Origin of the sequence: Kutzneria sp. NPDC052558, assembly GCF_044547355.1 — a bacterium.
Lineage (GTDB): Bacteria > Actinomycetota > Actinomycetes > Mycobacteriales > Pseudonocardiaceae > Kutzneria.
In genome coordinates this window covers 1-14,140 of the sequence record NZ_JBIUAG010000026.1, presented here as the reverse complement: position 1 = coordinate 14,140, position 14,140 = coordinate 1, and the positions used below count along the sequence as shown (strand labels likewise).

16 protein-coding genes are annotated in these 14,140 nt (G+C 70.1%); 13 read left to right on the top strand and 3 right to left on the bottom strand.

The features are described from left to right. Positions 1–32: 32 nt before the first annotated feature. Complete coding sequence (locus ACIG5F_RS35630; RefSeq protein ID WP_396524371.1) at positions 33–968, top strand: FG-GAP repeat domain-containing protein; 936 nt, start codon at positions 33–35, stop codon at positions 966–968. A gap of 56 nt (positions 969–1,024) precedes the next feature. On the opposite strand, the gene ACIG5F_RS35625 is transcribed toward ACIG5F_RS35630, so the two are convergent. The 3 genes from ACIG5F_RS35625 to ACIG5F_RS35615 all read right to left on the bottom strand — a co-directional run bounded on the left by ACIG5F_RS35625 (position 1,025) and on the right by ACIG5F_RS35615 (position 2,288). Beyond that, positions 1,025–1,207, bottom strand: coding sequence for a hypothetical protein (locus ACIG5F_RS35625; RefSeq protein WP_396524370.1), 183 nt, complete (start codon positions 1,205–1,207; stop codon positions 1,025–1,027). Between the two features lie 113 nt (positions 1,208–1,320). After that, positions 1,321–2,013: a helix-turn-helix domain-containing protein gene (locus tag ACIG5F_RS35620; protein WP_396524369.1), complete on the bottom strand. Its 693-nt coding sequence runs from the start codon at positions 2,011–2,013 to the stop codon at positions 1,321–1,323. Between the two features lie 92 nt (positions 2,014–2,105). Further along, the gene (locus ACIG5F_RS35615) at positions 2,106–2,288 is read right to left on the bottom strand and encodes a hypothetical protein (protein ID WP_396524368.1); all 183 of its coding nucleotides are present in this window, start codon (positions 2,286–2,288) and stop codon (positions 2,106–2,108) included. Between the two features lie 274 nt (positions 2,289–2,562). Here ACIG5F_RS35615 and ACIG5F_RS35610 point away from each other — a divergent pair, with 274 nt between their 5' ends. The 12 genes from ACIG5F_RS35610 (at position 2,563) to ACIG5F_RS35555 (ending at position 13,868) form a co-directional block, all read left to right on the top strand. Further along, positions 2,563–3,492, top strand: coding sequence for a LysR family transcriptional regulator (locus ACIG5F_RS35610; protein ID WP_396524367.1), 930 nt, complete (start codon positions 2,563–2,565; stop codon positions 3,490–3,492). Positions 3,493–3,602: 110 nt separating this feature from the next. After that, positions 3,603–4,763, top strand: a complete 1,161-nt coding sequence (locus ACIG5F_RS35605) for a CaiB/BaiF CoA transferase family protein (protein WP_396524366.1) — start codon at positions 3,603–3,605, stop codon at positions 4,761–4,763. Then, positions 4,760–5,527 carry a crotonase/enoyl-CoA hydratase family protein gene (locus ACIG5F_RS35600; protein WP_396524365.1) on the top strand — a complete coding sequence of 256 codons (768 nt, stop codon included), beginning with the start codon at positions 4,760–4,762 and terminating at the stop codon, positions 5,525–5,527. The genes ACIG5F_RS35605 and ACIG5F_RS35600 overlap by 4 nt, the downstream gene beginning before the upstream one ends. Before the next feature lies 1 nt (position 5,528). After that, positions 5,529–6,272: an acetoacetate decarboxylase gene (locus tag ACIG5F_RS35595; protein WP_396524363.1), complete on the top strand. Its 744-nt coding sequence runs from the start codon at positions 5,529–5,531 to the stop codon at positions 6,270–6,272. Further along, positions 6,272–7,216, top strand: coding sequence for a 3-hydroxyacyl-CoA dehydrogenase NAD-binding domain-containing protein (locus ACIG5F_RS35590; RefSeq protein WP_396524362.1), 945 nt, complete (start codon positions 6,272–6,274; stop codon positions 7,214–7,216). The genes ACIG5F_RS35595 and ACIG5F_RS35590 overlap by 1 nt, the downstream gene beginning before the upstream one ends. Then, entirely contained in the window at positions 7,217–8,407 is a 1,191-nt protein-coding gene (locus ACIG5F_RS35585; protein ID WP_396524361.1) for an acyl-CoA dehydrogenase family protein, read from the top strand. A 50-nt stretch (positions 8,408–8,457) separates the two neighbouring features. After that, positions 8,458–9,864, top strand: coding sequence for a hypothetical protein (locus ACIG5F_RS35580; protein WP_396524360.1), 1,407 nt, complete (start codon positions 8,458–8,460; stop codon positions 9,862–9,864). Between the two features lie 167 nt (positions 9,865–10,031). After that, a complete protein-coding gene (locus ACIG5F_RS35575; protein WP_396524359.1) occupies positions 10,032–10,424 on the top strand; it encodes a GntR family transcriptional regulator in 393 nt (130 codons plus the stop codon). Then, on the top strand, positions 10,421–11,302 hold the full coding sequence (locus ACIG5F_RS35570) for an ABC transporter ATP-binding protein (RefSeq protein WP_396524358.1): 882 nt from the start codon (positions 10,421–10,423) through the stop codon (positions 11,300–11,302). Before ACIG5F_RS35575 ends, ACIG5F_RS35570 begins: the two co-directional genes overlap by 4 nt. Further along, positions 11,299–12,291: an ABC transporter permease subunit gene (locus ACIG5F_RS35565; RefSeq protein WP_396524357.1), complete on the top strand. Its 993-nt coding sequence runs from the start codon at positions 11,299–11,301 to the stop codon at positions 12,289–12,291. Before ACIG5F_RS35570 ends, ACIG5F_RS35565 begins: the two co-directional genes overlap by 4 nt. A 9-nt stretch (positions 12,292–12,300) precedes the next feature. Next, on the top strand, positions 12,301–13,407 hold the full coding sequence (locus ACIG5F_RS35560) for an alpha/beta hydrolase family protein (RefSeq protein ID WP_396524356.1): 1,107 nt from the start codon (positions 12,301–12,303) through the stop codon (positions 13,405–13,407). Between the two features lie 95 nt (positions 13,408–13,502). Beyond that, positions 13,503–13,868: a hypothetical protein gene (locus ACIG5F_RS35555; RefSeq protein ID WP_396524355.1), complete on the top strand. Its 366-nt coding sequence runs from the start codon at positions 13,503–13,505 to the stop codon at positions 13,866–13,868. Positions 13,869–14,140: the final 272 nt, after the last annotated feature.

Sequence of the window (14,140 nt, the reverse complement as noted above, 5' to 3'; positions counted from 1 at the left end):
CCGACAGGCGCGAAGGGGAAGGGCGCGAACACATGAAAATCCTGATCACACGACTGGTGCGGGCCATGGCCGTGAGTGCGGTGGCAGTGCTGGTCTTCGCCGGCGGGGCCGGCGCGGCGACGACACCCGCGAACCTGATGTGGTTCAACCGGGATACCGGAGAAGTGTCCACCTGGCTGCTCAACGGCTACGGCAACGTCCTGGGCAAGCAGTCGCTGAGCTGGACCTGTTCCTACTCGTCCGGGTGCTCCAGCGCCTGGAAGCCGATCGGGACCGGGGACCTCGACAACGACGGCAACCAGGACGTCACCTGGTTCAACCGCGTGACCGGCGAGGTCTCCACGTGGTTGACCAACGGCCACGGCACAGTGCTGGGCACGCAGTCCGCGGACTGGCGCTGCGACCAGGCCTCCGGCTGCTCGAACCAGTGGCAGCCGATCACCCTCGGCGACGTCAACGGCGACCACAACCAGGACCTGATCTGGTGGAACTCGACCAGCGGCGTCGTCTCGGCGTGGCTGATGAACGGTTACGGGAACGTGCTGGCCAAGCAGGATCTGGACTGGCACTGCGACTACAGCTCGACCTGCGCCAGCTACTGGCGTCCGGTCGGTGTCGGGGACATGAACGGCGACGGGCACGTGGATCTGGTGTGGTTCAACTACTTCACCGGCGTCGTGTCCAGCTGGCTGCTCAACGGGTACGGCAACGTGCTGGCCAAGCAGGACCTCGACTGGCACTGCGACTACACGTCGGGCTGCTCGACGCAGTGGCGGCCGATCGGGGTCGGCGATCTCAACGGTGACGGCCGGCAGGACGTGACCTGGTACGACTACACGACCGGCGTGGTGTCGAGCTGGCTGCTCAACGGCTCCGGCACCGTGGTGACGAAGCAGGACATGGACTGGCACTGCGACTACGTGTCCGGCTGCTCATCGCAGTGGGGAATCGTCGACCTGGTTCGGTGACAGCACAACAGAAGGCCCGCCGGTCGCGTTCGACCGGCGGGCCTTCGTCGAGCTGCTCAGGGGCAGAGCTGGGGCCGGATCTTGCAGCCGATCGAGCTGGCCGGCTGAACGACGGCGTGAGGTGCGCCGGCGGTCGCCGGGGCGGCGGAGGCGGTGGCGGCGCCGAGCGCGACGACGCCCGTGGCGATGGCGCCGAGCAGCACCGTGGCGGCGCCGACCTTGCGGAAGGTGTTGAGCATGGCTCGCTCCTGTGAGTTTCGGGTCTCCCGGCCGGGCTGATCGCCGGCCGGGACCAGAAAACCATCGCCGGAGCCGGCGGCCGGGGGCGTTCCAAGACGCGGAACACTCGGTTTCACGAGGCCGGCTCCAGTCGCGCGCCGATGGCCTGGGCGACGTGGCGGAGATAGCGCAGCAGCTTGCCCTCGTCGAACGGGCCGGGGCGGCGTTTCACGGTCAGCGCCAGTGGCGGAACACCCGCGGCGGGCGGCAGCGGCACGGCCATGCACCAGACAGCGTCGGTGGCGTGGACGGCATAGCCCTGGCCGGCGATCCGCATCAGCGTGCGGTTCAGTTCGGCGGCCTCGTCCGGAAGGCAGAAACTGGCCACGAGTTCGCATGCGGACCGCATGTCCTGGGCGAGCAGGCACAGGCCGGCGGCGGAGTGGATGGCCGGCACGGTTTCACCGTCGTCGCTGGGCGTGTGGACGGAGTTGTGCGCGAAGACGCGGTGGGTGAAGGCCACGGCAGCGCCCTCGAGATGGGCCAGGCTCGCGGTGAAACCGGTGGTGGCGGCGACATCGCACACGAACGGGGCGTGGTCGCGGGCCGCCTCGGCGACGGCGGAGCGGTCGGCGACGACCGACGTGGTGTACCCGACGCCGAATCGCGTGACCAGGCCGGCGCGGACCAGCGTGGAGAGCAGGCGGTGCGTGGTGGACTTCGGCAGGTCCGCCCAGTCGCTGAGCGTCTGAAGTCGCACGGGGGCGCCGGCGCCCTGTAGCAGCCGGTGCAACACCAGCGCCTTGTGGATCGAGTCGGCGAGCATGGAGTGCACCGTCCTCGGCCGGCATCTACGCGACATCTACGGCCCTGGTGGGCAGGCCGGAACCGGCCTGCCCACCTCACCGCGGGAACGGCTCAGATGCACAGGCGGCCCTTGCACAGGTTCGGCGTGATCAGGTGGGACGGGGCGGTGGTGACGCTGCTGGCGGAGGTGGGCGCCGGGGCGGCGGAGGCGGCGCCGCTGCTCAGCGTCAGCACGGCGGTGGCGACGCCGGCGAACAGGGTGGCGGCGGCGGTGAGGCGAACTCGCTTGCTCATTGCTGTCTCCTTGGATTTGTTATCGACCCGCTGTCGATGCAACGGAGTCAACTCCGGTTCGACCGGTGTTCCGGACCCGGTTCCACGCGACGGAACACAATTCGGCGACGCCACGTTCGGCGGGGGTGGATGTCCGGAAGTTCCGATGTTGTGCCCTCCGGGACACTGTCGGCCGGGCCCGGGGAAACGCGCTGGTACGGTGCGGCGTCCGTGGATCGTCAATTCTGGTCGGGGGTTCGGGTGGTCCGTCTTTTTCGTTGCGTGAGCTGACCGCATGGAGACTCTGCACCTGCGGTATTTCGTCGCGGTCGCCGAGGAGCTGAACTTCTCGGCAGCGGCCCGCCGGCTGCACATGGCGGCCTCGCCGCTGAGCCAGCGTATTCGGGACTTCGAACGCGAGCTCGGCCTCCGGCTGTTCGAGCGGGACACGCGCCGGGTCGCGCTCACCCCGGCCGGCGCCGCGCTGCTGCCGATCGCCCGCGACATCCTCGAACAGTTCAACTCGATTCCGTGGCGATTGCGGGAGGCGACCCGCGATGACCGCACGCGGCTGCTGATCGGCATGCCCGCCGGCCTGCACCCGACCCTGCGGTCAGCGGTCGGGACGCTGCGCGGGCGAGTCGACGAGCAGATCGAGCTGCACCGCTGGCCGGGCAAGACCCAGGCCCTCATCACCGGCGTCAGCGAGGGCAAGCTGGCGCTGGCGCTGGCCCGGATGCCGTTCAGCGACCCGCGGCTGGGGCAGCTGCCGGTGCTGTCCGAGCCGATGGGCGCGGCGGTGCCGGCCGACCGGTTCGCCGGCCGTGACCGCATCGCGCTGGCCGAGCTGGCCGATCTCGCCTACGTGCCCCCGCCCCGCTACATCCGCTCCGCCTACTTCGACGTGCTCGAATCGGAACTGGCCGAGCGGGGAATCCGGAATCGTCTCACGATAGCCGACACCGGCTACGAGGGGGTGGCCGAGGTGATTTCCAGCGGGCTGGCGTTCTGCGTCTCCATCCTCGATCCGGCCAGCCCCATTCACGGGCACCAGCTGGACAACGTGGCGGTCCTGCCTTTCACCGACTTCGGTCCGCGCCTGGACACCGCGCTGATCTGGCGTCGTGACCGCGCCGAAGGCGGCGATCTGACCGAGCTGGTCCGGGTCGCGTGTGAGGTTTTCGTCGGGTCCCGATCCCCGGAAACGGACAATACGCCGGTGTGACCGCTGTGGTCATACCGGTGTTCGGCATTTGATGATTCCGGTGATCGACACGCCGTTGTTAGCTTTGCGTCCCTGCTGACACGCGGAGAGTGACAAGAAGGGACGTGTCGATGTCGGAGAATCCGATCGCCCCGGGACCGCTGGACGGGGTGCGGGTGATCGACCTGTCGACCGTGGTGATGGGCCCCTACGCGGCCCAGATCCTCGGCGACCTGGGGGCCGACGTGATCAAGATCGAGTCCCCGTCGGACACCGTGCGGGTGGGCCGGTACCGCACCACGCCGGGCATGACGGCGCTGAGCCTCAACGTCAACCGGAACAAGCGCAGCGTCGCCCTCAACCTCAAGGACCCGGCCGAACGCGAGCAGGCGTTGCGGCTGATCGACACGGCCGACGTGCTGATCACCAACATGCGGCCCGGCGCGCTCTACCGGCTGGGCCTGACCTACGCCGACGTCGCCGCCCGCAACGCCGGCCTGATCTACGTGCACGCGCAGGGTTTTCGCAGCGACTCCGACCGGGCCGGCCACGCCGCCTACGACGAGACCGTGCAGGCGGCGTCCGGGCTGGTCGACATCACCCACCGCGCGCTGGGCACGCCGGTGTTCGTGCCGACGATCATCGCCGACAAGGTCTCGTCGCTGACGATCGCCTACAGCGCGCTGGCCGCGCTGGTGCACCGCGACCGTTCCGGGCAGGGGCAGCACATCGAGGTCCCGATGGCCGACACCTTGTTGGCCTTCAACCTGATCGAGCACCTGGCCGGTCACGAGTTCGATCCCGAGATGGGGCCGACCGGCTTCGCCCCGTCGATGTCCAAGGGGCACCGCGCCCGGCACACCAAGGACGGCCTGGCCTGCATCATCCCGTACAACCCGCAGAACTACCGGGACTTCTTCACCGCCGCCGGGCGCCCGGAGCTCGCGGCCGACCCCAGGGTCAACGGGCCGGCGCTGGACCCGGCCGACTACGAGGCCCTGGCCGAACTGGCCGACGAGTGCGCGCCCACGCTGACCACCGCCGAGTGGGAGGAAGTCTGCGCCCGGCACAGCATTCCGATGGCGCCGGTGCTGGAACTCGACCACGCCCACGAGGACCCGTACATCCAGGAGGGCGCGCTGCTGGACACGGTCGAGCATCCGACCGAGGGGCCGGTCCGCGTGATCGGCATTCCGGTGCGCTTCTCGGTCACGCCCGGCTCGATCCGCCGGCTGGCCCCGGTTCCCGGCCAGGACACCGCCGAGGTGCTCGACGAGCTGGGCCGCCGATGAGCGCCCCGGTTGTGCGCACCGAACGGCAGGGCTCGACCCTGCTGATCACGATCGACCGGCCGGAGGCGCGCAACGCCGTCGACGCCGCGGTCGCCGCCGGGCTGGCCGCCGCCCTGGACGAGCTGGCGTCCGATCGCGGCCTGCGGGTCGGCGTGCTGGCCGGCGCCGGCAACACCTTCAGCGCCGGCATGGACCTGAAGGCCGCCCTGCGCGGCGAATCCCCGGAGATCCCCGGGCGCGGCTTCGGCGGCGTCACCGAGACGTTCCGGACCAAGCCGCTGATCGCGGCGGTCGAGGGCTGGGCCATGGGCGGCGGCTTCGAGCTGGCCCTGGCCAGCGACCTGATCGTCGCCGCCGAGGACGCGCACTTCGGGCTGCCGGAGGTCAAGCGCGGCCTGATCGCGGCCGGCGGCGGGGTGATCCGCCTGCCCCGCCGCATTCCCCATCACCTGGCCATGGAACTGCTGCTGACCGGCGAGCCGATCACCGGCCGCCGGGCCGGCGAGCTGGGGCTGGCCAACCGGGTCACGCCCAGCGGCCTGGCGGTGGTCCAGGCGTTGGAACTGGCCAAGTCGCTCACTCTGAACGCGCCGCTGGCCCTGGCGGCGGTGCAGGAGGTGGTGCGGGCGTCCGAAGGTGTGCCCGAGGCCGCGGCCTTCACCGCGCAGCGGGCGGTGTTGAGCCATCTGATGACCACCGCCGACGTGCACGAGGGCATGACCGCCTTCGCCGAACACCGTGCTCCACAGTGGACAGGAAAGTGACATGCTGAGCGAAGCCGTGCGGCAGCACATCACCACGCCGCTGACCAACCCGGCCTTCCCGCCGACGATCCCGCGGTTCACCGACCGCGAGTACCTCAACATCGTCTACCGCACCGATCCCGAGGCGCTGCGCGCCGTGGTCCCCGAGCCGCTGCGGGTCGAGGAACCGTTGGTGCGCTTCGAGGTCATGCGCATGGGCGACGTCACCGGATTCGGCCCGTACACCGAGGCCGGGCAGGCGATCGAGGTCAGCCACGAGGGCGAGCGCGGCGAGTACCTGCACGCGATGTACCTCGACAACTTCCCGGCGACGGCGTCGGGTCGCGAGCTCAGCGCGTACCCGAAGGTCATGGCGTCGCCGGCGCTGCGCCTGGACAGCGGCGCGCTGGTCGGCACGCTCGACTACGGCTCGATCCGCGTCGCCACCGCGACCATGGGGTACAAGCAGCACGAGCTCGACGCGCAGACGGCCCGCGAGCAGATCGCCCTGCCGACGTTCATGGTCAAGGTCGTTCCGGGCTACCACGGCGCCCCGCGCGTGCAGGAGCTGGTGCGCACGCGGATCACCGACATCACCGTGAAATGGGCCTACTCCGGGCCGGCCCGGCTCCAGCTGTTCGAGCACGTCCTGGCCCCGCTCGCCGACCTGCCCGTGCTGGAAGTCGTGTCGGCCAGCCACATCCTGACCGACCTGACCCTCGCCGCGGTCGAGCCGGTCTTCGACTACCTGAAGAAGGACGCGTGATGACGCAGACCTTCGGCACCGCCGCCGTGATCGGCGCGGGGACCATCGGACTGTCCTGGACCGCCCTGTTCGCCGCCCACGGCCTGACCGTCCGGGTCAGCGACCCCCGGCCCGACCTCGGCGACGCGCTCGTGCAGGCCCTCGACGCGTTCGCCCCGCACCTGGCCGCGCAGGGCCTGGACACCACCGACCTCGTCGACCGCGTGCACGTCGTCTCCGACGTCACCGAGGCGGTGGCGGACGCGGATGTGGTGCAGGAGAACGGACCCGAGCGGATCGAGTTCAAGAAGGATCTGTTCGCCCAGCTCGTCCGCGGCGCCCCCGCGCATGCCCTGCTGCTGAGCTCCTCGTCGGCGATCCCGGCCACGGCGTTCACCGGCGACCTCGACGACGCCAGCCGTGTCCTCATTGGACACCCGTTCAACCCGCCGCACCTGATGCCGCTGGTCGAGGTCGTGCCCGGTGAGCGCACGTCCGAGGACGCCGTCCAGTCGGCGGTCGCGTTCTACGCCACGATGGGCCGCGCCCCGGTGGTGCTGCGCAAGGAGATTCCCGGATTTGTCGGCAACCGGCTCCAGAACGCGCTCAGCCGTGAGGCGGTGTACCTCGTCCAGCAAGGCGTGGTGACGCCCGAGGACCTGGACGCCGTGATGAAGAACTCGCTGGGCATCCGCTGGGCCGCGGTCGGCCCGTTCCTGGGCTCGCACCTGGGCGGCGGGCCGGGCGGATACCGGCACCTCACCGAACACATCGGCGTCTCGATGCAGCAGATGCAGCTGGGACAGCCTTCCTCCGACCCCGCGGTCCGGGAGCTGGTGGTCGAGGCGGTGGAGAAGGCCTACGCCGCCCTCCCGTACGAGCTGCTGGCCGAGATCGCCGACCGCCGCGAGCTGGCCGTGCTCGCCGCCCTGAAGACGGCCCACCGCAACGAGAAGGAGAACTGAGTGAGCACCGAGACCACGCTGCCGGGCGCGGACTTCTACCTGTTCGAGACGCTGCTGCCGGCCGAGGAGCGGGAGATCCTGGACCGGGCCCGGGTCTTCCTGCGCGAGGAGGTCAAGCCGCTGGTCAACGAGTACTGGGCCAAGGGCGAGTTCCCGCCCGTGCTGATCGAGAAGTTCCGCCGCAGCGGGCTGCTCGCGCTGTCCTACGAGGGCTACGGCGAGCCCAAGACGGCGACCAGCAAGCTGCTGTCGGGCATGCTGGCCATGGAGATGAGCCGGGTCGACGCCTCGGTCGCCACCTTCTTCGGCGTCCACAACGGACTGGCGTTCTACTCCATCTACGCCGGCGGCGACCAGGAGCAGCGGGACCGCTGGCTGCCGGCCATGGCGGCGATGGACAAGATCGGGGCCTTCGCCCTGACCGAGCCGCTGGGCGGCTCCGACGTCTCCGGCGGCATGCGCACCACCGCCAAGCGGGACGGTGACACCTGGGTGCTCAACGGCGCCAAGCGCTGGATCGGCAACGCCACGTTCGCCGACTACGTCGTGGTCTGGGCCCGGGACGAGGACGACAACCACGTCAAGGGTTTTGTGGTGGAGAAGGGCACTCCCGGCTTCGTGCCGGTGAAGATCGAGGGCAAGGTGGCCCTGCGCATCGTGGAGAACGCCGAGATCACCCTGACCGACGTGCGGGTGTCCGAGGACAACCGGTTGCAGAACGTCAACTCGTTCCGGGACGTCGCCGAGATCCTCCGGCTGACCCGCGGCGGCGTGTCGTGGGAGGCCCTGGGCACCATGATCGGCGCCTACGAGCACGCACTGGCCTACGCCAAGCAGCGCCAGCAGTTCGGCCGCCCCATCGCCAAGTTCCAGCTGGTGCAGGACCTCCTGGTCAAGTGCCTGGGCAACATCACCGCCTCCTGGGGCATGGTCGCGCAGCTGTCGCGGTTGCAGGACCAGGGCGTCTTCCGTGAGGACCAGGCCTCGCTGGCCAAGGCCTACGTCACCTCGCGCATGCGGGAGGTGGTCGGCTGGTGCCGGGAGATCCTGGGCGGCAACGGGATCGTGCTGGAGTACGAGGTGGCCCGCTACTTCACCGACTCCGAGGCCCTGTACTCCTACGAGGGCACCCGGGAGATGAACACGCTCATCGTCGGCAAGTCCATCACCGGGCAGAGCGCCTTCGTGTGATAGTCCTAACCGGACTGTCACGGTTCGGGTCTGGGACATGAGGGGATCGCGTGGAGCACGACGAGTTGACCGCCGAGCTGGCGCTGCTGGCGGAGCTGGGGCCGCGACTGTCCGGCTCGCCGGAGCAGGAGAAGCTGGTCGAGCACACGGCGGCGCGGTGGGCCGAGTTCGGCCTGGAGGTGCGGGAGGACGTCCTGCGGTTCACCCGCTGGGACCTGCACGGCCGGCGGCTGACCGTCGGCGGCCGGCCGGTGGCCATCTCGTCGGTGTTCCCGTACTCGGGCACCACCGGCGAGGCCGGCGTCGGGGCCCGGCTGCACCGGTTGCGGGGTCCGCTGCCGGCCTGGTCGAAGGCCCGGGGCGGCATCGCCGTCGTCGAGATCACCAACCGCCGCCTGCCCTTCGGCGCGCTGGTGGGCACGTGGGATCCCCAGCAGGCCTGGGGCGACACCACGAACCCGATGGCCCCGGCGACGGTGGCCGGGCTCGGCCTGAACCGGGCCCGGCGGGCCGGGGTGCTCGGGGTGGTGTTCGTGTGGCGGGGCATCGGCGTCGCCAACGCGACCGGCCAGAACCTCCCGTTCACGCTGCCCTACCAGGACATTCCGGCGGTCTTCGTGGTCGGCGACGCGGCCGAGGAGGTGCTCGCCGCCGCCGGCCGGGGCTTGCTGGCGGAGCTGGTCGTCGACGCGACGGTGACGCCGGACAGCACGATGCGGACGGTCTGGGCGGTGGTGGAGGGCAGCACCCGGCCGGAGGAGACCGTGCTGGTGGTCAGCCACAGCGACGGCACCAACGTGGTCGAGGAGAACGGGCACATCGGGCTGATCGACATCGCCCGCGACGTGACCGCCCGGCGGCCGGAACGCACGGTGGTGCTGGTGCTGACCGCCGGTCACCTGCGCATTCCGGACGTCACCAAGCACGGGCAGGCCACCAGCCGCTGGCTGAGCGACCACCCCGAGTGGTGGGCCGGGGGCGCGGGGCAGCGCAAGGCGGTGGCCGGGCTGGCCATCGAGCACCTCGGCGCGCTGGAGTACCGGGACGATCCCGCCACCGGCTCCTACGGTCCCACCGGGCGGCCGGAGCCGGAGCTGCTCTACACCTCCACCCGTGAACTGCGGATGCTGGCCGACCTGGAGTGGCGCGGCGTCGAGCCGGGTCCGACCCGGCTGTCCGAGCCGAACCCGGTGATGCAGTTCGGCGAGGGGCAGTGCCTGTACCTGGTGGGAATTCCCAACATCTCCCTGGTGACGCTGCCGCAGTACCTGCTGAGCCTGGAGCAGGGCGACTACGTGGACGTGGCGCTGGCCGGCCGGCAGATCGACAGCTTCCGCCGGCTGCTGCGCCGGATGGACACGTTGCCGGCCACCAGCTTCGGCGTCATTCCCAGGTCCACGCCGCTGAGCAAGATCCCCACCATCGGCAAGGTCCTGGCCGGGCTCGTCACCCGGTAGCGGCATCGGTGGCCGGCGGCCCGGGTCATCCCGGGCCGCCGGCCTTTTTCGCGCCTGGACGGCGGTCACTCGGTCATCCGGCCCCGGCCGGCGTGGGCCGTCCGGGCGCTGGTCGGACCACAGCCGTTTATCTATAGTGCTAGGCACCTAGATAAATGGAGCTGCTGATGATCGAGTTCCACCTGGACGGGCGGTCGGGTCTGTCGCCGTACCAGCAGCTGGTGCAACAGGTTCGGCACGCGCTGCGGCTGGGTCTGCTGCAAGAGGGAGACCAGCTGCCGAAGGTGAAGGACGTGGTCGCCGACCTCGCGATCAACCCGAACACGGTGCTGAAGGCGTATCGGGAGCTGGAGCACGACGGGCTCGTCGCCGCACGCCCGGGCATCGGCACCTTCGTGACCGGGACCCTGGGCGGCGCTTCGCTGGCGGTGCTCGGGCCGCTGCGGCGGGACCTGCACCGCTGGTTGTCCAAGGCCCGCAAGGCCGGTCTCGACGAGGAGAGCATCGAGGCTCTGCTGTTGTCCACGTTTCACAGCTCGGGGAGAGAAGAGATAGCGTGACCGTCCTGCGTGCCCGTGGCTTGGGCAAGAGATACAAGCGCAAGTGGGCGTTGACCGACTGCACTCTCGAGATCGAGGCCGGTCACGTCACGGGGTTGGTCGGCCCCAACGGGGCCGGCAAGTCGACGTTGCTGAACATCGCGTCCGGCATGCTTGTGCCGACCGCCGGCACGATCGAGGTGTGCGGCGGCGTGCCGGGCAGCGGGCCCGCGCAGCTGGCCAAAGTCGGTTACGTGGCCCAGAACACGCCGGTCTACACCGGACTGACGATCGCCGATCACCTCCGCCTCGGCGCGCATCTCAACCCGCGTTGGGACGCCGCGCTGGCCGCCCGGCGGATCGAACGTCTCGGGCTGGATCCGGGGCAGCGGGCCGGAAAGCTGTCCGGCGGCCAGCGGGCCCAGCTGGCGCTGACCATCGGCATCGCCAAACGTCCGGAGCTGTTGCTGCTCGACGAGCCGGTCGCCGCGCTGGATCCGTTGGCCCGCAGGGAGTTCCTCCAGGATCTGATGTCCGCGGTCGCCGAGCACGAGCTGTCCGTGGTGATGTCCTCGCACCTGGTCAACGACCTGGAACGGGTCTGCGACCACCTGATCGTGCTGGTGGACTCCCAGGTCCGGGTGATGGGGGAGGTCGAGGACCTGCTGGCCACGCATCACCGGCTGTCCGGCCCGCGCCGTGACGTCGACACGTTGCCGGCCGACCAGCACGTCGTGTCGGCCAAGCACACCGACCGCCAGACCACCGTGCTGGTCCGCACCGAGGCCCCGATCCTCGACCCGGCGTGGACGGTCGGCCAGCTCAGCCTGGAGGACCTGGTCCTGGAGTACATGACCAACCAGACCCCGGCCCGTCCCGCGCTGGAGGTGCTCCGATGATGTGGTTGACCTGGCGGCAATCCCGCGTCCCCGGCCTGTCGGTGCTGGCCGGACTCCTTGTGGTCGCGGCGGTCCTGGCCGTCACCGGCCCGCAGTTGGTGGGCCGCACGGACTATTCCGACCTGGACGTCCTGTACATGGGGACGATCATCGCGATGTACCTGCTGCCCGCGGTCCTCGGCGTGTTCTGGGGTGTGCCGATGATCACCCGCGAGCTGGAGACCGGCACGCACAGCCTGGTGTGGAACCAGACGGTCACCCGCCGGCGATGGCTCGCGACCAAGGGCGGCATCGGCGTGCTGGCCGCGACGATCACCGCCGGAGCGCTGAGCGCGGCGATCACGTGGTGGGCCGAGCCCATCGACTCGCTGGTGAGCACGCTGACCAACAGCTCGATGCCGTCCCACATGTCGCCGATCGTGTTCGCCGCCCGCGGCATCGCCCCGATCGGCTATGCGGCCTTCGCGTACGTTCTCGGCGTCGCGGTGGGGTTGGTGGTGCGCCGTACCGTCGCCGCGATGGCCGTCACCCTCGTGCTGTTCGCCGCGGTGATGGTCGCGGTCCCGTTGTTCGTCCGGCCTTACGTGCTGCCGGCCGTGCGGGAGACGGTGTCGATCACGGAGGCCAACGTCACGGGCATCGTCGGCAACGACCAGACCGGCATCATCCAGTCGATCAAGGTGCGGGAGCCGGCCGGGGTGTGGGTGCTGACCAACGAAACCGTTGACCCGTCCGGGAAAGCCGTCTCGCCGCTGCCCGACTTCGTGCAGACCTGCATGCCCAAGCCCGACCGGCAGTCCGGGCCGCCCGACCAGCGGATCATCGCCACCTGCCTGGCCGAGCTCCAGGGCAGGGGATACCGGCAGGTGCTGTCCTACCAGCCGGACTCCCGGTTCTGGCCGCTCCAGTGGCTGGAGACCGCGTTTTTCCTTGCCCTGTCGACACTTCTCGGCTGGTTCTGCTTCCGACGACTTCGTCACGTGTCCTGAGGAGGAGACATGCGCGCACTTGCCGTGGCGGCCGCGCTCGCCGTCACCACGCTGTCGGCGGCGCCGGCGATGGCCGACACAGTGCCCTACTTACCCGTGCCGACCGGGAACCAACCGGTTGGCGTCACCTCGCTGTACCTGAAGGACAGCTCTCGCCCCGATCCGTGGGTTCCCACGGTGAACTACCGGGAGCTGATGGTCTCCGTCTTCTATCCGGCGACGTCCGGCAACGGTCCGACCAAGCAGTACATGACGCCGCTGGAGTCGGAGCGCAACCTCGAAGGCACCGGGTTGCCGCCGGACCTCCTCAGCACCGTCCGCACCAACGCCGTCGTCGACGCCCGGCCGGCCGGTCGTCCCCACAGCCTGCCCTTGGTTGTGCTCTCGCCGGGCTGGACCCAACCCCGGACCACCCTCACCGCGCTGGCCGAGGACCTGGCCAGCCACGGCTACGTCGTGGTCGCCATCGACCACACCTACGAGAACCGGGCCACCACTTTCCCCGACGGGCACGTCACCGACTGCGTCGCCTGCGCCTTCGACGACCAGCCCGGCTTCTGGGAGAAGTTCGCCGCCGTCCGCGCCGCCGACACCTCGTTCGTGCTCGACCAGGTGACCGGTTCCCGATGGCGCGGCTCGGGTCTCATCGACCCTCGGCGCATCGGCATGACCGGCCACTCCGCCGGCGGCGCCATCACCATCCAGGCCATGCTCGCCGATCCCCGCATCCGCGCCGGGGCCGACATCGACGGCTCCATCCACGTCCTCATCCCCGACACCCCGCTGTCCCGGCCGTTCATGTTCATGGGCAGCATGGACTCCTACGTCCCCGGCGCCCCCGGCCCGTACGACGACTGGGCCACCGACTGGACGCAGCTCACCGGCTGGAAGCGCTGGATCATGGTGTCCGGCACCGCTCACAGCTCCTTCACCGACATCGGCCTGCTCGCCGGCGAACTCGGCGTCCCCACCGGGGCCACCATCGACCCGCTCCGCGCCCTGGCCGTCACCCGCGCCTACATCCGCGCCTTCTTCGACCAGAACCTCACCTGCCAGCCCCAACCCCTGATGGCCGCTCCCTCCCCGTCCTACCCGGAAGTGACCTTCATCGGCTGAGGCCGAACCCGCCGGCCGCCCGCCACGAGGGGTGCGGGCGGCCGGCGATTTCGTTACGGGCTAACGACTGCGGGCGTGAGGGCGATGCTCGCGGCATGACCGCCTCGGCCGACCTCCCCGCACTTCGCCAACGCTTCGCCGCCGACATGACACGGGGCGTCCGCCAGCTCGCGGCGCTCGGCTACGACGCCAAGTTGTTCGCCCAGATGCTGGCCGAGCACGGCGCGGAGGAAGCCGCTCGGCGGCTGGTGATGACCAGGGTTCCCTCGTACGGGCTGTGGCGGCTGAAGGAGCTGGGCAAGCTCGCGATGAGCGTGGAAATGTGGGTCCTGCTGCCCTGGTACGAGCCGCTGTTCGAACCGGAAGTCCGGCAGCGGGCGGAGGACAAGCTGGAGCTGCTCGGGGTTGAGGTGCCGGATGAGCTCGCGCGATTGGTGCGCAGGCTCGACCCGGAGTGGTAGCAGAGCGGTGGGCGGAGCAGGGGTGTGATCGGCGGGGCTTGGTGGTGGATGCGGGTGGGTGTGGGGGGTGGATGCGGGTGTGGTTCTGGTGCCCGCGCCGCGCGGTTGCCGGGGGGTGGGTGGATCGTTTGTGGTTGGTGGTTTTGGGGTGGGGTCTGCTTTGTGGGGTGGGGGTTGTTGTGTGGTTGGGGGTGGGGTGGGGCGGTGGGTTGGTGGCTCCGGGTGGATTTTGTGTGGAGTCCTCTGGGCGATGGCGTATCGAGGCGCTATCG

What these genes read in the sequence shown, in the direction of transcription:
- ACIG5F_RS35630 (WP_396524371.1), top strand. Translation starts at nt 33, where the DNA reads ATGAAAATCCTGATCACACGACTGGTGCGGGCCATGGCCGTGAGTGCG.
- ACIG5F_RS35625 (WP_396524370.1), bottom strand. Translation starts at nt 1,207, where the DNA reads ATGCTCAACACCTTCCGCAAGGTCGGCGCCGCCACGGTGCTGCTCGGC.
- ACIG5F_RS35620 (WP_396524369.1), bottom strand. Translation starts at nt 2,013, where the DNA reads ATGCTCGCCGACTCGATCCACAAGGCGCTGGTGTTGCACCGGCTGCTA.
- ACIG5F_RS35615 (WP_396524368.1), bottom strand. Translation starts at nt 2,288, where the DNA reads ATGAGCAAGCGAGTTCGCCTCACCGCCGCCGCCACCCTGTTCGCCGGC.
- ACIG5F_RS35610 (WP_396524367.1), top strand. Translation starts at nt 2,563, where the DNA reads ATGGAGACTCTGCACCTGCGGTATTTCGTCGCGGTCGCCGAGGAGCTG.
- ACIG5F_RS35605 (WP_396524366.1), top strand. Translation starts at nt 3,603, where the DNA reads ATGTCGGAGAATCCGATCGCCCCGGGACCGCTGGACGGGGTGCGGGTG.
- ACIG5F_RS35600 (WP_396524365.1), top strand. Translation starts at nt 4,760, where the DNA reads ATGAGCGCCCCGGTTGTGCGCACCGAACGGCAGGGCTCGACCCTGCTG.
- ACIG5F_RS35595 (WP_396524363.1), top strand. Translation starts at nt 5,529, where the DNA reads ATGCTGAGCGAAGCCGTGCGGCAGCACATCACCACGCCGCTGACCAAC.
- ACIG5F_RS35590 (WP_396524362.1), top strand. Translation starts at nt 6,272, where the DNA reads ATGACGCAGACCTTCGGCACCGCCGCCGTGATCGGCGCGGGGACCATC.
- ACIG5F_RS35575 (WP_396524359.1), top strand. Translation starts at nt 10,032, where the DNA reads ATGATCGAGTTCCACCTGGACGGGCGGTCGGGTCTGTCGCCGTACCAG.
- ACIG5F_RS35565 (WP_396524357.1), top strand. Translation starts at nt 11,299, where the DNA reads ATGATGTGGTTGACCTGGCGGCAATCCCGCGTCCCCGGCCTGTCGGTG.
- ACIG5F_RS35560 (WP_396524356.1), top strand. Translation starts at nt 12,301, where the DNA reads ATGCGCGCACTTGCCGTGGCGGCCGCGCTCGCCGTCACCACGCTGTCG.
- ACIG5F_RS35555 (WP_396524355.1), top strand. Translation starts at nt 13,503, where the DNA reads ATGACCGCCTCGGCCGACCTCCCCGCACTTCGCCAACGCTTCGCCGCC.